Origin of the sequence: Enterobacter sp. MGH 37 (assembly GCF_000534515.1) — a bacterium.
Classification (GTDB): Bacteria; Pseudomonadota; Gammaproteobacteria; order Enterobacterales; family Enterobacteriaceae; genus Enterobacter; species Enterobacter kobei.
In genome coordinates, this window is the sequence record NZ_KI973206.1 from 1437759 (window position 1) to 1460540 (window position 22782).

The 22782-nt window shown below is 54.5% G+C and carries 19 protein-coding genes and 1 riboswitch; of the genes, 9 read left to right on the plus strand and 10 right to left on the minus strand.

The features are described from left to right. Position 1 precedes the first annotated feature (1 nt). The 5 genes from rplA (at position 2) to rpoC (ending at position 10578) form a co-directional block, all read left to right on the plus strand. Positions 2-706 carry a 50S ribosomal protein L1 gene (gene rplA / locus L383_RS04470; RefSeq protein WP_013095000.1) on the plus strand — a complete coding sequence of 235 codons (705 nt, stop codon included), beginning with the start codon at positions 2-4 and terminating at the stop codon, positions 704-706. Positions 707-997: 291 nt separating this feature from the next. After that, positions 998-1495 (plus strand): 50S ribosomal protein L10, encoded by a 498-nt coding sequence (rplJ, locus tag L383_RS04465; protein ID WP_004097644.1) that lies wholly within the window; start codon positions 998-1000, stop codon positions 1493-1495. A 66-nt stretch (positions 1496-1561) separates the two neighbouring features. Next, a complete protein-coding gene (gene rplL / locus L383_RS04460; RefSeq protein ID WP_014882064.1) occupies positions 1562-1930 on the plus strand; it encodes a 50S ribosomal protein L7/L12 in 369 nt (122 codons plus the stop codon). A gap of 319 nt (positions 1931-2249) precedes the next feature. Then, entirely contained in the window at positions 2250-6278 is a 4029-nt protein-coding gene (gene rpoB / locus L383_RS04455; protein WP_014882065.1) for a DNA-directed RNA polymerase subunit beta, read from the plus strand. A 76-nt stretch (positions 6279-6354) separates the two neighbouring features. Next, positions 6355-10578, plus strand: coding sequence for a DNA-directed RNA polymerase subunit beta' (rpoC, locus tag L383_RS04450; protein WP_014882066.1), 4224 nt, complete (start codon positions 6355-6357; stop codon positions 10576-10578). A gap of 58 nt (positions 10579-10636) precedes the next feature. Here the strand turns inward: rpoC and L383_RS04445 are convergent, their stop codons facing one another. From L383_RS04445 to L383_RS04400, 10 genes are all read right to left on the minus strand, one after another. Beyond that, entirely contained in the window at positions 10637-10954 is a 318-nt protein-coding gene (locus L383_RS04445; RefSeq protein ID WP_008503455.1) for a PTS lactose/cellobiose transporter subunit IIA, read from the minus strand. 4 nt (positions 10955-10958) lie between these two features. Then, positions 10959-11264, minus strand: coding sequence for a PTS sugar transporter subunit IIB (locus L383_RS04440; protein ID WP_014882067.1), 306 nt, complete (start codon positions 11262-11264; stop codon positions 10959-10961). 146 nt (positions 11265-11410) lie between these two features. After that, entirely contained in the window at positions 11411-12952 is a 1542-nt protein-coding gene (locus L383_RS04435; RefSeq protein ID WP_023331761.1) for a sensor domain-containing diguanylate cyclase, read from the minus strand. Between the two features lie 338 nt (positions 12953-13290). Further along, the gene (gene thiH / locus L383_RS04430) at positions 13291-14418 is read right to left on the minus strand and encodes a 2-iminoacetate synthase ThiH (RefSeq protein WP_023331762.1); all 1128 of its coding nucleotides are present in this window, start codon (positions 14416-14418) and stop codon (positions 13291-13293) included. After that, positions 14415-15185 (minus strand): thiazole synthase, encoded by a 771-nt coding sequence (gene thiG / locus L383_RS04425; RefSeq protein ID WP_023331763.1) that lies wholly within the window; start codon positions 15183-15185, stop codon positions 14415-14417. The genes thiH and thiG overlap by 4 nt, the downstream gene beginning before the upstream one ends. A gap of 1 nt (position 15186) precedes the next feature. Beyond that, positions 15187-15387, minus strand: a complete 201-nt coding sequence (gene thiS, locus L383_RS04420) for a sulfur carrier protein ThiS (protein WP_014882071.1) — start codon at positions 15385-15387, stop codon at positions 15187-15189. Beyond that, entirely contained in the window at positions 15371-16126 is a 756-nt protein-coding gene (gene thiF, locus L383_RS04415) for a thiazole biosynthesis adenylyltransferase ThiF (protein ID WP_023331764.1), read from the minus strand. The genes thiS and thiF overlap by 17 nt, the downstream gene beginning before the upstream one ends. Then, positions 16119-16754, minus strand: a complete 636-nt coding sequence (gene thiE / locus L383_RS04410) for a thiamine phosphate synthase (RefSeq protein WP_023331765.1) — start codon at positions 16752-16754, stop codon at positions 16119-16121. The genes thiF and thiE overlap by 8 nt, the downstream gene beginning before the upstream one ends. Next, on the minus strand, positions 16754-18649 hold the full coding sequence (thiC, locus tag L383_RS04405; protein WP_023331766.1) for a phosphomethylpyrimidine synthase ThiC: 1896 nt from the start codon (positions 18647-18649) through the stop codon (positions 16754-16756). The genes thiE and thiC overlap by 1 nt, the downstream gene beginning before the upstream one ends. Before the next feature lie 79 nt (positions 18650-18728). Continuing rightward, positions 18729-18840: riboswitch (TPP riboswitch) on the minus strand. A 54-nt stretch (positions 18841-18894) separates the two neighbouring features. Then, positions 18895-19392 (minus strand): Rsd/AlgQ family anti-sigma factor, encoded by a 498-nt coding sequence (locus L383_RS04400; protein WP_014882075.1) that lies wholly within the window; start codon positions 19390-19392, stop codon positions 18895-18897. A gap of 95 nt (positions 19393-19487) precedes the next feature. On the opposite strand from L383_RS04400, the gene nudC reads away from it, so the two are divergent. The 4 genes from nudC to L383_RS04380 are packed head-to-tail and all read left to right on the plus strand — an operon-like array spanning position 19488 to position 22677. Then, entirely contained in the window at positions 19488-20261 is a 774-nt protein-coding gene (gene nudC, locus L383_RS04395; protein WP_014882076.1) for an NAD(+) diphosphatase, read from the plus strand. 38 nt (positions 20262-20299) lie between these two features. After that, positions 20300-21364 (plus strand): uroporphyrinogen decarboxylase, encoded by a 1065-nt coding sequence (gene hemE, locus L383_RS04390; RefSeq protein WP_023331767.1) that lies wholly within the window; start codon positions 20300-20302, stop codon positions 21362-21364. Between the two features lie 9 nt (positions 21365-21373). Next, a complete protein-coding gene (gene nfi, locus L383_RS04385; protein WP_023331768.1) occupies positions 21374-22045 on the plus strand; it encodes a deoxyribonuclease V in 672 nt (223 codons plus the stop codon). Between the two features lie 41 nt (positions 22046-22086). Beyond that, positions 22087-22677 (plus strand): YjaG family protein, encoded by a 591-nt coding sequence (locus L383_RS04380; RefSeq protein ID WP_014882079.1) that lies wholly within the window; start codon positions 22087-22089, stop codon positions 22675-22677. The last annotated feature ends 105 nt before the right edge of the window (positions 22678-22782 follow it).

Below are 22782 nucleotides of genomic sequence, written 5' to 3' on the forward strand. Positions count from 1 at the left end.
AATGGCTAAACTGACCAAGCGCATGTCCGTGATCCGTGACAAAGTTGATGCGACCAAACAGTACGACATCAACGAAGCTATCGCTCTGCTGAAAGAACTGGCTACTGCTAAGTTCGTTGAAAGCGTTGACGTTGCTGTTAACCTGGGCATCGATGCTCGTAAATCTGATCAGAACGTTCGTGGTGCAACTGTACTGCCACACGGTACTGGCCGTTCCGTTCGCGTAGCTGTATTTACTCAGGGTGCTAACGCAGAAGCTGCTAAAGCTGCTGGCGCTGAACTGGTAGGTATGGAAGATCTGGCTGACCAGATCAAGAAAGGCGAAATGAACTTCGACGTTGTTATCGCATCTCCAGATGCAATGCGCGTTGTTGGCCAGCTGGGCCAGGTTCTGGGTCCACGTGGCCTGATGCCAAACCCGAAAGTGGGTACTGTAACGCCTAACGTTGCTGAAGCGGTTAAGAACGCTAAAGCAGGTCAGGTTCGTTATCGTAACGACAAAAACGGCATCATCCACACCACCATCGGTAAAGTGGACTTTGACGCTGACAAACTGAAAGAAAACCTGGAAGCTCTGCTGGTTGCGCTGAAAAAAGCAAAACCAACTCAGGCGAAAGGCGTGTACATCAAGAAAGTTAGCATCTCCACCACCATGGGTGCAGGTGTTGCAGTTGACCAGGCTGGCCTGAGCGCTGCTGCAAACTAATGCCTTTACGTGGGCGGTGATTTTGTCTACAATCTTACCCCCACGTTTGCTAACAAAAGTTAGCGGCTAAAAGAATTGTTCGTTGGAGCCTGGCCTAATCCAGGCCTCCGTCGAAGACCGCAGGTGTTTCGCAAGAGACTTAATCCCCTGCGTAGACGGTGACAGAACGCTAAGATTATTTTTGGATATTCTGGCTTGTTTCTGCTCACCGTATTAAGACGCTCTTTCCGTTTGGGAGAGTGAAGTGAGTTCCGGAACATGAGTTCCGGCAAACATCCAGGAGCAAAGCTAATGGCTTTAAATCTTCAAGACAAACAAGCGATTGTTGCTGAAGTCAGCGAAGTAGCCAAAGGCGCGCTGTCTGCAGTAGTTGCGGATTCCCGTGGCGTTACTGTAGACAAAATGACTGAACTGCGTAAAGCAGGTCGTGAAGCTGGCGTATACATGCGTGTTGTTCGTAACACCCTGCTGCGTCGCGTAGTTGAAGGTACTCCTTTCGAGTGCCTGAAAGACACGTTTGTTGGTCCGACCCTGATTGCATACTCTATGGAACACCCGGGCGCTGCTGCTCGTCTGTTCAAAGAGTTCGCGAAAGCGAATGCAAAATTTGAGGTCAAAGCTGCAGCCTTTGAAGGTGAGTTGATCCCGGCATCGCAAATCGATCGCCTGGCAACCCTGCCGACCTACGAAGAAGCAATTGCACGCCTGATGGCAACCATGAAAGAAGCTTCGGCTGGCAAACTGGTTCGCACTCTGGCTGCTGTTCGCGATGCAAAAGAAGCTGCTTAATCGCAGTTATCTTTATAAAGCATTTGCTTACGTATAAACTTATTCTGATTTTCAGGAACAATTTAAATGTCTATCACTAAAGATCAAATCATTGAAGCAGTTGCCGCTATGTCCGTAATGGACGTTGTAGAACTGATTTCTGCAATGGAAGAAAAATTCGGTGTTTCTGCTGCTGCCGCTGTAGCTGTTGCTGCTGGCCCAGCTGCTGACGCTGCTGAAGAAAAAACTGAATTCGACGTAATTCTGAAAGCTGCAGGCGCTAACAAAGTTGCTGTTATCAAAGCAGTACGTGGCGCAACTGGCCTGGGTCTGAAAGAAGCTAAAGACCTGGTAGAATCTGCTCCAGCTGCGCTGAAAGAAGGCGTGAGCAAAGACGACGCAGAAGCACTGAAAAAATCTCTGGAAGAAGCTGGCGCTGAAGTTGAAGTTAAATAAGCCAACCCTTCTGGTTGCAGCCTAAGCAATTAGGCTGATGGCTGGTGACTTTTTAGTCACCAGCCTTTTTGCGCTGTAAGGCATCAGTAGCATTTCACACTGTTTGACTGCTGATTGTCCTGACAATGCATGTTTCTATCGACGACTTAATATATTGCGACAGGGTGCTCGCTCTGTGTAAATCGCGACGAAATGATTTAAGCGTGATAGCAACAGGTATTGCGGAAAGTATTCAATTTTCCGGTCCACAAAATGGTGTTGCACAAACTGTCCCTTCGTCGGACAGATGGGTCGACTTGTCAGCGAGCTGAGGAACCCTATGGTTTACTCCTATACCGAGAAAAAACGTATTCGTAAGGATTTTGGTAAACGTCCACAAGTTCTGGACATTCCATATCTCCTTTCTATCCAGCTTGACTCGTTCCAGAAGTTTATCGAGCAAGATCCTGAAGGGCAGTACGGTCTGGAAGCCGCCTTCCGTTCCGTGTTCCCGATTCAGAGCTACAGCGGTAACTCCGAGCTGCAGTACGTCAGCTACCGCCTTGGCGAACCGGTGTTTGACGTTCAGGAATGTCAGATCCGTGGCGTGACCTATTCCGCACCGCTGCGCGTAAAACTGCGTCTGGTGATCTACGAGCGCGAAGCGCCGGAAGGCACCGTAAAAGACATTAAAGAACAAGAAGTCTACATGGGTGAAATTCCGCTCATGACAGACAACGGTACTTTCGTTATCAACGGTACTGAGCGTGTTATCGTTTCCCAGCTGCATCGTAGCCCGGGCGTCTTCTTCGACAGCGATAAAGGTAAAACACACTCTTCCGGTAAAGTACTGTATAACGCACGTATCATTCCTTACCGTGGTTCATGGCTGGACTTCGAGTTCGATCCAAAAGACAACCTGTTTGTCCGTATCGACCGTCGTCGTAAGCTGCCTGCAACCATCATTCTGCGTGCGCTGCAATATACCACTGAGCAGATCCTGGACCTGTTCTTTGAGAAAGTGATCTTTGAAATCCGCGACAACAAGCTGCAGATGGAGCTGGTGCCGGAACGTCTGCGTGGTGAGACCGCGTCGTTCGACATCGAAGCCGACGGCAAAGTGTATGTGGAAAAAGGTCGCCGTATCACCGCGCGCCACATCCGCCAGCTGGAAAAAGATGATATCAAACACATCGAAGTTCCGGTTGAGTACATTGCAGGAAAAGTAGCCGCGAAAGATTACGTTGATGAATCAACTGGCGAGCTGATCTGCCCGGCTAACATGGAGCTGAGCCTGGATCTGCTGGCTAAGCTGAGCCAGTCTGGCCACAAACGTATCGAAACGCTGTTCACCAACGATCTGGACCACGGTCCTTATATCTCTGAGACTATCCGCGTCGACCCAACGACCGATCGTCTGAGCGCGCTGGTTGAAATCTACCGCATGATGCGTCCTGGTGAGCCACCAACTCGCGAAGCGGCTGAAAGCCTGTTCGAGAACCTGTTCTTCTCCGAAGACCGCTACGATTTGTCCGCGGTAGGTCGTATGAAGTTCAACCGTTCTCTGCTGCGTGATGAGATCGAAGGTTCCGGTATCCTGAGCAAAGACGACATCATCGAAGTGATGAAGAAGCTCATCGATATCCGTAACGGTAAAGGCGAAGTGGACGATATCGACCACCTCGGCAACCGTCGTATCCGTTCCGTAGGCGAAATGGCGGAAAACCAGTTCCGCGTTGGCCTGGTACGTGTTGAGCGTGCGGTTAAAGAGCGTCTGTCTCTGGGCGATCTGGATACCCTGATGCCTCAGGATATGATCAACGCCAAGCCGATTTCTGCGGCAGTGAAAGAGTTCTTCGGTTCCAGCCAGCTGTCTCAGTTCATGGACCAGAACAACCCGCTGTCTGAGATTACGCACAAACGTCGTATCTCTGCACTCGGCCCAGGCGGTCTGACCCGTGAACGTGCAGGCTTCGAAGTTCGAGACGTACACCCGACGCACTATGGTCGCGTATGTCCAATCGAAACGCCTGAAGGTCCAAACATCGGTCTGATCAACTCCCTGTCCGTGTACGCACAGACAAACGAATACGGTTTCCTCGAAACCCCGTATCGTAAAGTGACCGACGGTGTTGTAACCGACGAAATTCATTACCTGTCTGCTATCGAAGAAGGCAACTACGTTATCGCTCAGGCGAACTCCAACCTGGATGACGAAGGCCACTTTGTAGAAGATCTGGTTACCTGCCGTAGCAAAGGCGAATCCAGCTTGTTCAGCCGCGACCAGGTTGACTACATGGACGTATCCACCCAGCAGGTGGTATCCGTCGGTGCGTCCCTGATCCCGTTCCTGGAACACGATGACGCCAACCGTGCATTGATGGGTGCGAACATGCAACGTCAGGCCGTTCCAACTCTGCGTGCTGATAAGCCGCTGGTTGGTACCGGTATGGAACGTGCTGTTGCCGTTGACTCCGGTGTTACTGCAGTTGCTAAGCGTGGCGGTACCGTTCAGTACGTTGACGCATCCCGTATCGTTATCAAAGTTAACGAAGACGAGATGTATCCGGGCGAAGCGGGTATCGACATCTACAACCTGACCAAATACACCCGTTCTAACCAGAACACCTGTATCAACCAGATGCCTTGTGTATCTCTGGGTGAGCCAGTTGAGCGCGGCGACGTGCTGGCAGACGGTCCGTCCACCGACCTCGGTGAACTGGCGCTCGGTCAGAACATGCGCGTAGCGTTCATGCCGTGGAACGGTTACAACTTCGAAGACTCCATCCTCGTCTCCGAGCGTGTGGTTCAGGAAGATCGTTTCACCACCATCCACATTCAGGAACTGGCATGTGTGTCCCGTGACACCAAGCTGGGGCCAGAAGAGATCACGGCCGATATCCCTAACGTGGGTGAAGCAGCGCTCTCCAAACTGGATGAATCCGGTATTGTTTACATCGGTGCGGAAGTGACCGGCGGTGACATTCTGGTTGGTAAGGTAACGCCGAAAGGTGAAACCCAGCTGACGCCAGAAGAGAAACTGCTGCGTGCCATCTTCGGTGAGAAAGCGTCTGACGTTAAAGACTCTTCTCTGCGCGTACCAAACGGTGTTTCCGGTACGGTTATCGACGTTCAGGTCTTCACCCGTGATGGCGTTGAGAAAGATAAACGTGCGCTGGAAATCGAAGAGATGCAGCTCAAGCAGGCCAAGAAAGACCTGTCTGAAGAACTGCAGATCCTCGAAGCAGGTTTGTTCAGCCGTATTTATGCGGTGCTGGTTGCCGGTGGCGTTGAAGCTGAGAAGCTCGACAAACTGCCACGCGATCGCTGGCTGGAACTGGGCCTGACCGACGAAGAGAAACAGAATCAGCTGGAACAGCTGGCTGAGCAGTATGACGAACTGAAACACGAGTTCGAGAAAAAACTCGAAGCGAAACGCCGCAAAATCACTCAGGGCGACGATCTGGCACCAGGCGTGCTGAAGATTGTTAAGGTGTATCTGGCCGTTAAACGTCAGATCCAGCCTGGTGATAAGATGGCAGGTCGTCACGGTAACAAGGGTGTTATCTCTAAGATCAACCCGATCGAAGATATGCCGCACGATGCTAACGGTACGCCGGTAGATATCGTACTGAACCCACTGGGCGTACCGTCTCGTATGAACATCGGTCAGATTCTGGAAACCCACCTGGGTATGGCTGCGAAAGGTATCGGCGACAAGATCAACGCCATGCTGAAACAGCAGCAGGAAGTCGCGAAACTGCGCGAATTCATCCAGCGTGCCTACGATCTGGGTACCGACGTTCGTCAGAAAGTCGACCTGAACACCTTCAGCGATGAAGAAGTGCTGCGTCTGGCAGAGAACCTGCGCAAAGGTATGCCAATTGCAACGCCGGTCTTCGACGGTGCAAAAGAAGCTGAAATTAAAGAGCTGCTGCAACTGGGTGGTCTGCCAACGTCTGGTCAGATTACGCTGTTTGACGGCCGTACCGGTGAACAGTTTGAGCGTCCGGTAACCGTAGGTTACATGTACATGCTGAAACTGAACCACCTGGTCGACGACAAAATGCACGCTCGTTCTACCGGTTCTTACAGCCTGGTTACTCAGCAGCCGCTGGGTGGTAAGGCACAGTTCGGTGGTCAGCGCTTCGGGGAGATGGAAGTGTGGGCGCTGGAAGCATACGGCGCGGCATACACCCTGCAGGAAATGCTCACCGTTAAGTCTGATGACGTGAACGGTCGTACCAAGATGTATAAAAACATCGTGGACGGCAACCATCAGATGGAACCGGGCATGCCAGAGTCCTTCAACGTACTGTTGAAAGAGATTCGTTCGCTGGGTATCAACATCGAACTGGAAGACGAGTAATTCTCGCTCAAACAGGTCACTGGTGCCGGGTTAACCCCCGGCACCGGATTGTGCTAACTCCGACGGGAGCAAATCCGTGAAAGATTTATTAAAGTTTCTGAAAGCGCAGACTAAAACCGAAGAGTTTGATGCGATCAAAATTGCTCTGGCTTCGCCAGACATGATCCGTTCATGGTCTTTCGGTGAAGTTAAAAAGCCGGAAACCATCAACTACCGTACGTTCAAGCCTGAGCGTGACGGCCTTTTCTGTGCGCGTATTTTCGGGCCAGTAAAAGACTACGAGTGCCTGTGCGGTAAGTACAAGCGCCTGAAACACCGTGGTGTGATCTGTGAGAAGTGTGGCGTTGAAGTGACCCAGACCAAAGTGCGTCGTGAGCGCATGGGCCACATCGAGCTGGCGTCTCCGACTGCGCACATCTGGTTCCTGAAATCTCTGCCGTCCCGTATCGGTCTGCTGCTGGATATGCCGCTGCGTGATATCGAACGCGTACTGTACTTCGAATCTTATGTGGTTATCGAAGGCGGTATGACGAATCTGGAACGTCACCAGATCCTGACTGAAGAGCAGTATCTGGACGCGCTGGAAGAGTTCGGTGACGAATTCGACGCGAAAATGGGTGCGGAAGCTATCCAGGCCCTGCTGAAGAGCATGGATCTGGAGCAAGAGTGCGAGCAGCTGCGTGAAGAGCTGAACGAAACCAACTCCGAAACCAAGCGTAAAAAGCTGACCAAGCGTATCAAACTGCTGGAAGCGTTCGTTCAGTCTGGTAACAAACCAGAGTGGATGATCCTGACCGTTCTGCCGGTTCTGCCGCCAGATCTGCGTCCGCTGGTTCCACTGGATGGTGGTCGTTTCGCGACGTCTGACCTGAACGATCTGTATCGTCGCGTCATTAACCGTAACAACCGTCTGAAACGTCTGCTGGATCTGGCTGCGCCGGACATCATCGTACGCAACGAAAAACGTATGCTGCAGGAAGCGGTAGATGCCCTGCTGGATAACGGTCGTCGCGGTCGTGCGATCACCGGTTCTAACAAGCGTCCTCTGAAATCTTTGGCCGATATGATCAAAGGTAAACAGGGTCGTTTCCGTCAGAACCTGCTCGGTAAGCGTGTTGACTACTCCGGTCGTTCTGTTATCACCGTAGGTCCATACCTGCGTCTGCATCAGTGCGGTCTGCCGAAGAAAATGGCACTGGAGCTGTTCAAACCATTCATCTACGGCAAACTGGAGCTGCGTGGCCTGGCCACCACCATCAAAGCCGCGAAGAAAATGGTTGAGCGTGAAGAAGCTGTCGTTTGGGATATCCTGGACGAAGTGATCCGCGAACACCCGGTACTGCTGAACCGTGCACCAACCCTGCACCGTCTGGGTATCCAGGCATTTGAGCCAGTACTGATCGAAGGTAAAGCTATCCAGCTGCACCCGCTGGTTTGTGCGGCGTATAACGCCGACTTCGATGGTGACCAGATGGCTGTTCACGTACCGCTGACGCTGGAAGCCCAGCTGGAAGCGCGTGCGCTGATGATGTCTACCAACAACATTCTGTCCCCAGCGAACGGTGAGCCAATCATTGTTCCTTCTCAGGACGTTGTACTGGGTCTGTACTACATGACCCGTGACTGTGTTAACGCCAAAGGCGAAGGCATGGTGCTGACTGGCCCTAAAGAAGCTGAGCGTATTTATCGCGCTGGCCTGGCCTCTCTGCATGCGCGCGTTAAAGTGCGTATCACTGAATACGAAAAAGATGCAAACGGCGAATTCGTTGCGCACACCAGCCTGAAAGACACGACCGTTGGCCGTGCCATTCTGTGGATGATCGTACCGAAAGGTCTGCCTTTCTCCATCGTCAACCAGGCGCTGGGTAAGAAAGCGATCTCCAAAATGCTGAACACCTGTTACCGCATTCTGGGTCTGAAGCCGACCGTTATCTTCGCTGACCAGACAATGTACACCGGCTTTGCTTATGCAGCGCGTTCAGGTGCATCTGTTGGTATCGATGACATGGTCATCCCAGAGAAGAAACACGAGATCATCTCTGAAGCGGAAGCTGAAGTTGCTGAGATCCAGGAGCAGTTCCAGTCTGGTCTGGTAACCGCGGGCGAACGCTATAACAAAGTTATCGATATCTGGGCTGCGGCGAACGATCGTGTATCCAAGGCGATGATGGATAACCTGCAGACCGAAACCGTGATTAACCGTGACGGCGTAGAAGAGCAGCAGGTTTCCTTCAACAGCATCTACATGATGGCCGACTCCGGTGCGCGTGGTTCTGCAGCACAGATTCGTCAGCTGGCAGGTATGCGTGGTCTGATGGCGAAGCCAGATGGTTCCATCATCGAAACGCCAATCACCGCGAACTTCCGTGAAGGTCTGAACGTACTCCAGTACTTCATCTCCACGCACGGTGCGCGTAAAGGTCTGGCGGATACCGCACTGAAAACAGCGAACTCCGGTTATCTGACGCGTCGTCTGGTTGACGTTGCACAGGATCTGGTCGTAACTGAAGACGATTGTGGCACCCTCGAAGGTATCACCATGACCCCGGTTATCGAGGGTGGTGATGTTAAAGAGCCACTGCGCGATCGCGTACTGGGTCGTGTAACCGCGGAAGACATTCTGAAGCCGGGTACCGCAGACATTCTGGTTCCACGCAACACGCTGCTGCACGAACAGTGGTGTGACCTGCTGGAAGCGAACTCTGTTGACTCCGTGAAAGTGCGTTCCGTTGTATCCTGTGACACCGACTTTGGTGTTTGTGCGCACTGCTATGGTCGTGACCTGGCGCGTGGCCACATCATCAACAAAGGTGAAGCTATCGGCGTTATCGCGGCACAGTCCATCGGTGAGCCAGGTACACAGCTGACGATGCGCACGTTCCATATCGGTGGTGCGGCATCTCGTGCGGCTGCTGAATCCAGCATTCAGGTGAAAAACAAAGGTAGCATCAAGCTCAGCAATGCGAAGTCGGTTGTTAACTCCGCAGGCAAGCTGGTTGTGACCTCTCGTAACACCGAGCTGAAGCTGATCGACGAATTCGGTCGTACCAAAGAGAGCTATAAAGTACCTTACGGTGCGGTTATGGCGAAAGGTGATGGCGAGCAGGTTGCCGGCGGTGAAACCGTTGCAAACTGGGATCCACACACCATGCCGGTTATCACCGAAGTAAGTGGTTTCATCCGCTTTACTGACATGATCGACGGCCAGACCATTACTCGTCAGACCGACGAGCTGACCGGTCTGTCTTCTCTGGTGGTTCTGGATTCTGCTGAACGTACTACCGGTGGTAAAGATCTGCGTCCTGCACTGAAAATCGTTGATGCTCAGGGTAATGACGTTCTGATCCCGGGTACCGATATGCCTGCGCAGTACTTCCTGCCGGGTAAAGCGATTGTACAGCTGGAAGATGGCGTACAGATCAGCTCTGGTGACACCCTGGCGCGTATTCCTCAGGAATCCGGCGGTACCAAGGACATCACCGGTGGTCTGCCACGCGTTGCGGACCTGTTCGAAGCACGTCGTCCGAAAGAGCCGGCAATCCTGGCTGAAATCAGCGGTATCATTTCCTTCGGTAAAGAGACCAAAGGTAAGCGCCGTCTGGTTATCACTCCAGTAGATGGCAGCGAGCCGTACGAAGAGATGATTCCTAAGTGGCGTCAGCTCAACGTGTTCGAAGGTGAACGTGTAGAACGTGGTGACGTTGTTTCCGACGGTCCAGAAGCGCCGCACGACATCCTGCGTCTGCGTGGTGTACATGCTGTTACCCGTTACATTGTTAACGAAGTACAGGACGTATACCGTCTGCAGGGCGTTAAGATTAACGATAAACACATCGAAGTTATCGTTCGTCAGATGCTGCGTAAAGCAACCATCGAAAACGCAGGCAGCTCTGAGTTCCTCGAAGGCGAGCAGGTTGAATACTCACGCGTCAAGATCGCTAACCGCGACCTGGAAGCGAATGGCAAAATCGGTGCGACTTACGCGCGCGATCTGCTGGGTATCACCAAAGCGTCTCTGGCAACCGAGTCCTTCATCTCTGCAGCATCGTTCCAGGAAACGACTCGTGTCCTGACCGAAGCGGCTGTTGCAGGTAAACGTGATGAACTGCGCGGTCTGAAAGAGAACGTTATCGTGGGTCGTCTGATCCCAGCGGGTACCGGTTATGCATACCATCAGGATCGTATGCGTCGTCGTGCTGCGGGCGAACTGCCAGCTGCACCGCAGGTGACTGCTGAAGATGCATCCGCGAGCCTGGCAGAACTGCTGAACGCAGGTCTGGGCGGTTCCGACAACGAGTAATCGTTGATGCAGTAAATAAAAAACCCGCCTCGGCGGGTTTTTTTACATCTGCATTTTTTCAATTCACTAACGGGATCCGTCGATAAAGCTCAATCATGTCGCCTGCCAGATCCTGAATCACCATGGCGTTCATCAGGTGGTCCTGAGAGTGAACGGTTATCAGGTTGACCGGGAGCTTGCCGGTTCCTTCGTCAAGACCGATAAGCTGTGTCTGGATCGTATGCGCATGCTTCACATATTCGCGAGACTCTTCCATTGCTTTTTCGGCTTCGTCGAACTCACCTTTGCGGGCCATTTGTAATGCCGTAAGCGCGGCACTTCGCGCCGCCCCGGCGTTGACCAGCAGTTCCATGATCGTTGTCTCTAAATCTTCCATGAGGTCACTCCAGCAGTTTGAGGGCTTTTTCCAGTACGGCATCGCCTTTCATCATGCCGTAGTCCATCATGTCGATCACCGCGACTTTTTTGCCCAGTGGGTCAGCCTGTGCCTGCAGTTTTGCCTGCTCGTATTTAACCTGTGGCCCCAGCAATACGATGTCGGCCGTCGCGATGTTGTCTTTAAACTCCGCAACCGGAACGGCTTTAATGGTGACTTCAACCCCTTTTTTCTGCGCGGCGTCTTTCATACGTTGAACCAGCATGCTGGTTGACATTCCCGCTGCACAGCATAAAACGATGTTCTTCATAATCAGCCTCGATCTACATGTGTTTATTGATAATTATCCCGTGCAGACCGCTTCAACAACCGCTTTACCGCGATTGTGTGTCAGGCATCACAAAGAAAACGGCATTTTTCTGAAACCGGTTACAATTCTGACGGGAGGAGAGAAAATTAGCCGACGGTTGTTCGAACAATGCGGTTTTTTCCCTGCTGTTTAGCGCTATAAAGCGCGTTATCGACACTTCCCACCAGTTGTTCCAGCGGTTCGAAGTGCCATTCCCCCAGACCCGCACTGAACGTAACGTGCAGGTTTTCTTCCCGCCAGACGCGCCTTTCAACGGCGGTGCGCCAGGCGTCAAGCAATGAGAATGCGGCAGCGATCTGCTCGGCCTGGAAGATCACCGCGAACTCTTCTCCACCGTAGCGATAGACCGAGATGTTGTGTGGCTGCATTATCTGGATCCCTTCGCGCGCCACATTACGCAGGACAATGTCACCACTCAGATGTCCCCATGTGTCGTTGATCGATTTGAAGTTATCGATATCAATCAGCGCCAGTGCGAAAGGCTGGTGGGCGGTCAGCAGTTCATCCACATCATTGTCAAACGCGCGGCGGTTTTTGCAGCCGGTCAACGCATCGTGAGTCGCCTGGCGAACATACGCCATCTCCCGCTCTTTATTGGACTGAATCGTGTGGCTCAGCATCGCTTCCAGACGCGGTGCCTGGCTGACATCGCCCGTTTTGATCGCATTGATAATGGTCATTAATACGGTACGCGAGGCATGACGCAAATAAAGGCCGAACAGAATGATGATGATGGCTGCCAGCGCGAAGCCCCAGACAACGATAGTAGTTTCGTGGCGGGTGATATCGGTAAGCGTTGCGCCAGATACCCGATAGATAACAAACCAGTCCGGGTTCGTGAAAGAGTAGTAGTAATACCAGGCATTGGTTTTCCGGTCGTAAAGATGGCCTTCGCCGCTGGTCATTTTGTCCATCAGCGCTTCGCTCACGTACTTTTTGAACAGGGCGCCTGTATCTGGGTGCAGCACGACGGTCCCGTCGCGTTCGACGACGAAGAATTCCCCTTGTACGGGGGCCACCATTTGTCGAAGGGTATACCCCATCGACGTCAAATCAAGATGAAAGGCGAGGGTTCCCTTGAGTCTGCCTTCTGTTGAAATCAATGGCTTATAAAGCGTAACTGTCGGATGCCCGGTAAAGTAGTCCGTATAATGGTGGGTATAATGGCTGAAAATACTGGCTTCTGCGTGCGCGACAAACCACGGGCGCGTCCGCGGATCGACGTTTTTACTCTTTTCCGTGGGAGGTGCTTCTGGTGAGTGTAAATAATGTCCCTCTGTATCGGCCAGCGAGATGGATGACACGGTCGGCATCAGGTTTTGCAAATGCATCAACATCTGCAGCCCTTGCGTCGGGTTGACGTTGAGCGTCTCATTCAGTATCTCGCTGCGGGCAAAGTACATCGCAGAGCGACCAAGGATATAGTCGTTTTCACGCAGGATTGATTCGGTATAGTTAACCGCCAGGTTATGCGTGAAGTTACTGTTAATCTTGTGATAATCCTCAAGAAAATCCTTTCTTTGCGAAAGAGAGACCACGACCGCGATCAGCGCAAAACTGCACAGGATCCCCGCGAAGCTGAGCATGATTGGCCGGGTAAAAGAGAGCTTTTTGCTGTGAAGTGCCATGAGTTGTACATCGATCCTGATGGTGAATACTTTTTGTCTGCCGATATCCTCTCAGCATAGTCGCTGTCCTGCGGTTCGCGGTGAATTATACGGAACACGATTTTCGGCAAGATGATTTATCTTAAGAATCACTAAGAAATTCCTTATCCATGTTTTTGCCGCCCCATTTATGCAAGAAATCGGAGGCAGGGCGAAACGAGGAAGAAGCTTTTCGCCCTGGCCAGCATCCCTTGCTGACCGGATGACAATAAAAAACCGGACGATCGCTGACAATCGTCCGGTTTTATCTTTCCGTAGTGTCTCGACACTTTTTTAACGTATTGCAGCGTGTTTCAACGTTATTGCGAGGCTCTTCCCAGCCAGCTGTCCCAGTCTTTCCAGACCGGCTGTAGGCCCTGTGCCGTCAGGGCGGCGGCGACTGCCTCCGGACGTCGCCCGTCATGCGGTGCAAACTGTTCCAGCTCCGGGTGATCGTCGCCGTAACCGCCCGGCTGTGTTTTGGAAAACGCGCTGACGTTGTTAATTGCCAGCGGGATCGCGCGATCGCGAAACGCCGGGGACTCACGCGTTGAAAGCGATAATTCAACCTCCGGGGCGAGCAGGCGAAACGCGCAGATAGTCTGCACCAGCTGACGCTCATCCATCAGCGATGCCGGTTCTATTCCGCCTGCGCAGGGTCGCAGGCGGGGGAAAGAGATAGAATAGCGGCTCTGCCAGTAGTGCTGCTGGAGCCACAGCAAATGCTCTGCCACCATGTAGCAATCGACCCGCCAGCTGTCGGAGAGCCCAATCAGCGCCCCGAGACCGATTTTATCGATCCCGGCGCGGCCCAGCCTGTCCGGTGTCTCCAGCCGGAAGAAGAAATCCTGTTTCTTCCCCTTCAGGTGGTGCCGGGCGTACGTTGCCTCGTGGTAGGTTTCCTGGTAAACCATGACCCCATCCAGCCCGAGCGATTTTAACTCCGCGTACTCGTCCTGCGACAGGGGCTGTACCTCCATCTGCAACGACGCAAACTCGCGACGTATCGCCGGAAGGTGCTGACGGAAATAGTCCATTCCCACTTTTCCCTGATGCTCGCCCGTGACCAGCAGAAGATGTTCGAACCCCATTTTACGAATGGCGGCGCACTCACGTGCGATCTCATCTTCATCAAGGGTTTTCCGCTTGATGCGGTTGCTCATGGAGAAACCGCAATAGGTGCAGTCATTGGCGCACAGGTTCGAGAGATAAAGTGGAACGTAGAAGCTTACCGTGTTGCCAAAACGCTGGCGGGTAAGGCGCTGAGCGCGCTGCGCCATCGGTTCAAGGTACGCGCTGGCCGCCGGAGAGAGCAGGGCCATCAGGTCCTCACGGGTCAGATGACGGGCATTCAGGGCACGCTCCACGTCAGCCGCCGTTTTGCTGTTGATACGCAGGGCGATATCGTCCCAGTTGAGCTGACGCCAGCGTTCGGTAAACGTGCTCATGAGAGAGCCTCCAGAAAACCGGTCAGCGGGCTGGTGGCCTGCGCCTGAAAACTGCGCGAGCCAGGGCCGGATCCTCTTGCCAGCAAGCCGGCCTCTACGGCCATGCGGAACGCGCGCGCCATCATGACCGGATCGTCAGCCACCGCAATCGCCGTATTGACCAGTACCGCGTCGGCCCCCATCTCCAGCGCCTGCGCGGCATGGCTTGGTACGCCAATCCCCGCATCGACCACCACCGGCACGGTGGCTTGTTCAATGATGATCTCCAGCATCGCGCGAGTTTCGAGACCCTGATTAGAGCCAATTGGCGCACCCAGCGGCATCACGGCGGCACAGCCGACCTCTTCCAGACGCTTACACAGCACAGGGTCCGCCCCGCAGTAAGGCAGGACGGTAAACCCTTGCTGCACAAGCTTTTCTGCTGCTTTCAGCGTTTCAATCGGGTCCGGCAGCAGCCAGCGGGCATCCGGATGAATTTCCAGCTTCAGCCAGTGGGTACCGAGCGCTTCACGTGCCAGCTGTGCGGCGAAAATTGCTTCTTCCGCCGTTTTTGCACCGGAGGTGTTGGGCAAGAGCGTAACGCCTGCCTCCAGCAAAGGCGCAAGAATGGCATCGTTGTGCTGGCGCAGATCCACGCGTTTCATCGCCAGCGTCACCAGCTGGCTGCCACTTTCACGGATGGCCTCTACCATCAGCTGTGGAGAGGCGAACTTTCCGGTTCCGGTAAACAGATGTGAATCAAAGATTTTATCGGCAATATGTAGCATCTCAGCCCCCTGCGATAACCTGAAACAGCAGGATCTGGTCGCCGTCATTGACCTGCTGATGTTCCCACTGCTCGCGCGGCAGGATCTGTTGATTGAGTGCCAGCGCCGTTCCCGGCTTGAGCTGACGTAACTTATCGAGCAGGGCGGCAATGGTCAGCCCGTCGTCGCAGCTTATCGGCTCATCGTTAAACAGAATGCGCATCGCGGCCTCCGCATACCGGGCAGTGGCTGGCGCGGTTTAAGGCCAGATGGCGCCAGCCGCCTGAACGAGCGTCGAACAGCCGCAGCGTATTACGTTCCGTCTCCATGCCGCTGAGCAGCTTGATGGCCTCAAGCGCCTGAAGGGTGCCCATCACTCCGACTACCGGGCCAAGAATGCCTGCCGTGCGGCAGTTGCGTGCGGGCTCGGCATCGTCCGGCCACAGGCAGCGATAGCAGCCCTGCGCCCAGGGGGGCGTCAGGACCATCATCTGTCCGCCGAACCCCACCGCGCTGGCGGTGATCAGGGGTGTGTTATTGATCACGCAGGCGGCGTTGATCGCCTGACGCGTCGCCATGTTGTCAGTGCAGTCCAGCACCACGTCGGCAAGGGCGACCTCACGGTGCAGATTTTCATCGCTCAGCCGCGTCTGGAGTGCAATCAGTTCGATGTCCGGGTTGAGCTGATTCAGCCTCTGGCGGGTAATCTGCGCTTTGGGTTGATTAATGTCCTTTGTCGTGAAGAGGATTTGTCGCTGCAGGTTGCTGAGGTGCACCTCGTCGTCGTCGGCCAGCACCAGCGTACCGATACCTGCGCCTGCCAGATAAAGCGCGGCGGGGGCGCCTAATCCGCCCAGACCAATAATCAACACCCGGCTGGCGAGCAGCTTTTGCTGCCCGTCGATGGCGATATCCTCCAGCAGAATTTGACGGCTGTAGCGCATAAAATCGCGGTCATTCATCGCCCGCTCCTGCCAGCTGTAAAAGCCGTGCCGTGGCCGCCTGCCAGTCCGCCGCCTGGGTAATCGCGCTGACGACGGCAATACTGCCGACGCCGGTCTCCAGTACCGCAGGGGCGCGTTCAAGGCTTATCCCGCCAATGGCAACGGTGGGGTAATCGGTCAGGCGCTTAACGTGTAACGCCAGCTGCGTTAAACCCTGTGGTGCGGAGGGCATCTGCTTGGTTTGCGTCGGAAAAACGTGGCCGAGGGCAATGTAGGAGGGGCGCGCCGCCAGTGCCACGTCAATTTCCATATCGTCGTGTGTCGACACCCCCAGCCGCAGCCCGGCTTTGCGGATAGCGTTAAGATCGGTAGTTTCCAGATCTTCCTGACCCAGATGGACGCCGTACGCCTGGTGCTTAATGGCCAGCCGCCAGTAGTCGTTGATAAACAGACGAGCGTGGTAGCGTCGTCCCAGCGCGATGGCGGTGATAACGTCGGCCTCAACTTCTTCATCGCGCTTATCCTTGATGCGCAGCTGGAGGGTGCGAACGCCTGCCTCCAGCAGGCGTTGGATCCACTCCACGCTGTCCACCACCGGATAGAGCCCTAAACGGAAGGGCACGGAGGGGAAATCAGGCTGGTACATTAGGCCTCCTCTTTTTTGAGGTAGATCTCGCCGCCTTTCGCGCGGAAGGTTTCTGACATGTCTGCCATACCCACTTCGATGGTCTGTGCGGCGGCGTAGTCGCGTACCTCCTGGCTGATTTTCATCGAGCAGAATTTTGGACCGCACATGGAGCAGAAGTGTGCCACCTTGCCCGATTCCTGCGGCAGGGTTTCGTCGTGGTAGGCGCGGGCTGTGAAGGGGTCCAGCGCCAGGTTGAACTGATCTTCCCAGCGAAATTCAAAGCGCGCCTTCGACATGGCGTTATCGCGGATTTGCGCCCCCGGGTGGCCTTTCGCCAGATCCGCCGCATGAGCGGCAATCTTGTAGGTAATTAGTCCTTGCTTCACGTCCTCTTTATTTGGCAGGCCCAGGTGCTCTTTCGGCGTGACGTAGCAGAGCATGGCGCAGCCGAACCAGCCGATCATCGCTGCGCCAATCCCGGAGGTGAAGTGGTCGTAGCCCGGTGCAATATCGGTGGTCAGGGGCCCCAGAGTATAGAACGGCGCTTCGTGGCAGTGCTCCAGCTCCTCGGTCATATTGCGGCGGATCATCTGCATAGGCACATGTCCAGGGCCTTCAATCATCACCTGTACGTCATACTCCCAGGCAATTTTTGTCAGTTCGCCCAGCGTGTGCAGCTCGGCAAACTGCGCTTCGTCGTTGGCATCGCGAATGGAGCCCGGACGCAGGCCGTCGCCCAGCGACAGGGATACGTCATAGGCGGCGCAGATTTCGCAGATCTCGCGGAAGTGTTCGTAGAGGAAGTTTTCCTGATGATGTGACAGACACCATTTTGCCATGATGGACCCGCCGCGGGAGACGATGCCGGTCAGACGTTTTGCGGTCATCGGCACGTAGCGCAGCAGCACGCCAGCGTGAATCGTGAAGTAGTCCACGCCCTGTTCCGCCTGCTCCAGCAGCGTGTCGCGGAAGGTTTCCCAGGTGAGGTTTTCGGCGATGCCGTTCACTTTCTCCAGCGCCTGATAAATCGGGACGGTACCAATCGGGACCGGGCTGTTACGCAGGATCCACTCGCGTGTTTCGTGAATATAACGGCCAGTTGAGAGGTCCATTACCGTGTCCGCGCCCCAGCGCGTTGACCAGACCAGCTTTTCTACCTCCTCTTCGATGGAGGAAGTGACGGCAGAGTTACCGATATTGGCATTGACCTTCACCAGGAAATTGCGGCCGATAATCATCGGTTCGGATTCCGGGTGGTTGATGTTGGCAGGGATAATCGCGCGGCCAGCGGCCACTTCGTCACGCACAAACTCCGGCGTGATGTTTTCCGGCAGGCGAGCGCCAAACCCTTCACCTGGATGCTGGTGGCGCAGCACTTCGCTACGGATACGCTCGCGGCCCATGTTTTCACGAATGGCGATGAACTCCATCTCCGGTGTGACGATCCCCTGGCGCGCATAGTGCAGCTGGGTCACGCGTTTGCCCGCTCTGGCGCGTTTTGGCGTCAGCAGACCGGTGAAACGCAATTCGTCCAGACCGTCGTCGGCCAGGCGCGCTTTGGTGTACGACGAGCTTTGTTCGTTGAGTTCTTCACAGTCGTTACGTGCGTCAATCCACGGCTGGCGCAGCTTTGCCAGACCCCGCTGAACATTGATGGCAACAGAGGGATCGCCATACGGGCCGGAGGTGTCATACACCGGGACGGCTTCGTTATCTTCATATTGCGGGTTATCTTTGCTGCCGCCGATAAGCGTCGGGCTAAGCTGGATTTCGCGCATCGGCACGCGAATGTCGGCCTGTGAACCGGTGATGTATATGCGCTTCGAGTTCGGGAAAGCGGTACCTTCCAGGGTATCGATGAAGTGTTGGGCGTGTTCGCGCTGTTCGCGACGGGTCAGTTTAGTGGTAGACATAGCTCATTCCAGAAGTGAAGGACATGGCTTGTCAGACGACGGATGAAGCAAGAGAAGATCGCCTCAGGGGCGATACAACAGCAGTGTGACTCTTGTTCCCTTCGCAGGTATTAACCTGATCAGGTTCCGCGGATCCCGAATTAACGGTCTCAGCCCGCGCGTTTAAGCGCTGGGCACTCCGACAAGAAAAATCCCCCTCCGCAGAGGGGCGAATGGTTGTAAATTACTCGTTAACGATTAAGAACTCAAGCAGGGCGCGCGATGTTATCTTCGTTACTCACATCCAGGCCGTTATCCAGGACGAGGGCGATCAGCCTGTCTTCCAGCGTGAATCGCTCTTCCAGCGCTTCGCCAAGATCGGAAAGCGCCTGCTGGAACTCAAGATAATTGTCGTGATCGATGGCATTTTCGAGCGTGGAATCGTAGTAATCCATGATCTGCTGGGTGTTGGCTTCCAGCAACGGATAGAGTTTACTGGCCGCTAAATACGGCGTTGTCCCTTCCATTTCGCGGATAATACGTTCATAAATATTGAAATGTCCGTCGGACAGGTAGTCGACCAGGCTCTGACAAAAATCATCCAGCGCTTTTTCATTCAGCCGCATAAACGATTCTTTGCCAGGCTTAATACCGACCAGATTGTAATAAGCCACGAGTAGATGCTTGCGTACATGTAGCCAGCGATCCACCAGTTTGTTACTTCCTCTAACGCGCTCAGTCAGGCTTTCTAGCTGGTTTAACATGGTTGACTCCGCAAGGTTGAGAATTGAATCTGCTTATCCAAAATGTAACCACAATGCTAACAACATGTCAGTGAAGCGAAGGTAGTGCAATAGATATGGATCGTATTATTGAAAAATCAGATCTGGGTTGGTGGATCGTCAGTCACGAACAAAAACTATGGCTTCCTGCCGGGGAGATCCCTTATGGCGCAGCAGAGGCGTTCGATCTTGTTGGCCAGCCAGCACTGAAGATTGGTGAATGGCAGGGGGATGCAGTGTGGTTGATCCAACAGCCTCGCCGTCAGGAGATGGGATCGGTTCGTCAGGTGCTGGATCAGGATGTTGGCTTGTTCCAGCTGGCGGGGCGGGGCGTCCAGCTGGCGGAGTTTTACCGCTCGCATAAATACTGCGGCTACTGCGGCCATACCATGCACCCGAGCAAAACCGAGTGGGCAATGCTCTGCGGCCACTGCCGTGAACGTTACTATCCGCAGATTGCACCCTGCATTATCGTCGCCATTCGCCGTGAGGATACTATCCTGCTGGCGCAGCATACCCGCCATCGCAACGGCATTTATACCGTTCTTGCCGGTTTCGTCGAAGTGGGTGAAACGCTGGAGCAGGCGGTAGCGCGTGAAGTGATGGAAGAGAGCGGGATCAAGGTGAAAAACCTGCACTACGTAACGTCTCAGCCGTGGCCATTCCCGATGTCCCTGATGACGGCGTTTATGGCGGAATACGACAGCGGTGAGATCGTTATCGATCAGAAAGAGCTGCTGGACGCGAACTGGTATCGTTATGACGATTTGCCTCTGTTACCGCCACCCGGCACCGTGGCGCGTCGGCTGATAGAAGATACCGTGGCGATGTGTCGGGCCGAGTATGAGTAGTGTTACACTGAGGCCATGACGCTTAAGGAACTGCAAAAATGACCGAACTGAAGAACGATCGTTATCTGCGTGCGCTGCTGCGCCAGCCCGTTGATGTCACCCCGGTGTGGATGATGCGCCAGGCAGGACGCTATCTGCCAGAGTACAAAGCCACGCGTGCGCAGGCAGGTGATTTTATGTCGCTGTGCAAAAACGCTGAGCTGGCGTGTGAAGTGACGCTCCAGCCGCTGCGCCGCTTCCCGCTGGATGCCGCCATTCTCTTTTCGGACATTCTGACCATTCCGGATGCAATGGGCCTTGGCCTGTACTTTGAAACCGGCGAAGGCCCGCGTTTTACCTCCCCGATCAAAAGCAAAGCCGACGTGGATAAGCTGCCGATCCCCGATCCGGAAGGCGAACTGGGCTATGTGGTGAACGCCGTGCGCACCATTCGCCGTGAGCTGAAAGGCGAAGTGCCGCTGATTGGCTTCTCCGGTAGCCCGTGGACGCTGGCAACTTACATGGTTGAAGGTGGCAGCAGCAAAGCTTTTACCGTGATCAAAAAAATGATGTACGCCGAGCCGATGGCTCTGCATGCGCTGCTGGACAAGCTGGCGAAGAGCGTCACGCTCTATCTCAACGCGCAGATTAAAGCGGGCGCGCAGTCAGTGATGATTTTCGATACCTGGGGTGGCGTACTGACCGGGCGCGATTATCAGCAGTTCTCCCTGTATTACATGCACAAAATCGTTGATGGCCTGCTGCGTGAAAACGAAGGCCGCCGCGTGCCGGTGACGCTGTTCACCAAAGGTGGCGGTCAGTGGCTGGAAGCGATGGCGGCGACCGGCTGCGATGCATTGGGTCTCGACTGGACGACCGATATCGCTGATGCTCGCCGTCGCGTGGGCGACAAAGTGGCGCTGCAGGGCAATATGGACCCCTCCATGCTCTATGCACCGCCAGCCCGTATTGAAGAAGAAGTGTCGACTATACTCTCTGGTTTCGGCCAGGGGGAAGGCCACGTCTTTAACCTCGGCCACGGCATTCATCAGGATGTTCCGCCAGAGCATGCAGGCGTATTTGTGGAGGCGGTGCATCGGCTTTCTGCCCAGTATCACCAGTAAGGAGTGGTTATGGATCTCGCGTCGCTACGCGCTCAGCAAATTGAACTGGCTTCATCGGTGATCCGCGAGGATCGCCTGGATAAGGATCCCCCGCAGTACATTGGCGGAGCGGACGTCGGATTCGAGCAGGGTGGTGAAGTGACGCGAGCGGCGATGGTGGTTCTGAAATACCCTTCGCTGGAGCTGGTTGAGTACAAGGTGGCGCGTATCGCCACCACTATGCCGTACATTCCGGGTTTCCTCTCCTTTCGCGAGTATCCCGCGCTGCTGGCAGCATGGGAGCAGCTCTCGCAAAAACCTGACCTGCTGTTTGTGGATGGGCACGGTATCTCGCATCCGCGCCGTTTAGGCGTGGCCAGCCATTTTGGGCTGCTGGTGGATGTGCCGACCATTGGCGTCGCCAAAAAACGCCTGTGTGGCGCGTTTGAACCACTTTCCCCCGAGCCGGGTGCGCTGGCCCCGCTTATCCATAAAGGCGAGCAGCTGGCGTGGGTCTGGCGCAGCAAAGCGCGCTGTAATCCGCTGTTTATCGCGACCGGTCACCGGGTGAGCATGGACAGCGCACTGGCGTGGGTTCAGCGCTGCATGAAGGGCTACCGTTTACCGGAGCCAACCCGCTGGGCGGACGCCGTCGCTTCCTCGCGTCCGGCTTTTGTTCGTTGGCAGGAAATTCAGCCGTGATTCAGGTAAACTGCGGCTAATTTTCGATTCGAGACATCATCATGTTACAAAACCCGATTCATCTGCGCCTTGAGAAGCTGGAAAGCTGGCAGCACGTCACCTTTATGGCTTGCCTGTGCGAGCGCATGTATCCCAACTATGCCGCGTTCTGTAAGCAGACGGGCTTTGGTGATGGTCATATCTACCGCCGCATTCTGGATTTGATCTGGGAAACGCTGACGGTCAAAGACGCAAAGGTGAATTTCGACTCCCAACTGGAAAAGCTGGAAGAGGCGATCCCGGCCGCGGATGATTTTGATCTGTACGGTGTCTATCCGGCCATTGATGCCTGCGTGGCATTAAGTGAGCTGATCCACTCCCGTCTGAGTGGCGAAACCCTGGAGCATGCTATCGAAGTCAGTAAGGCATCCATTACGACCGTTGCGATGCTCGAAATGACCCAGGAAGGCCGTGAAATGACCGACGAAGAGCTGCGAGCTAACCCGGCGGTTGAGCAGGAATGGGATATCCAGTGGGAAATTTTCCGCCTGCTGGCAGAGTGTGAAGAACGTGACATTGAGCTGATCAAAGGGCTGCGTGCGGACTTACGTGAGTCGGGCGAGAGCAATATTGGTATAATTTTTAACCAATGAGACAACAAAACGTGATTTAACGCCTGTTTTGTCGCACCTCGACTCTTCCCTTCTGCCCCCCGTCTGGTCTACATTTGGGGGGCGAAAAAAAGTGGCTATCGGTGC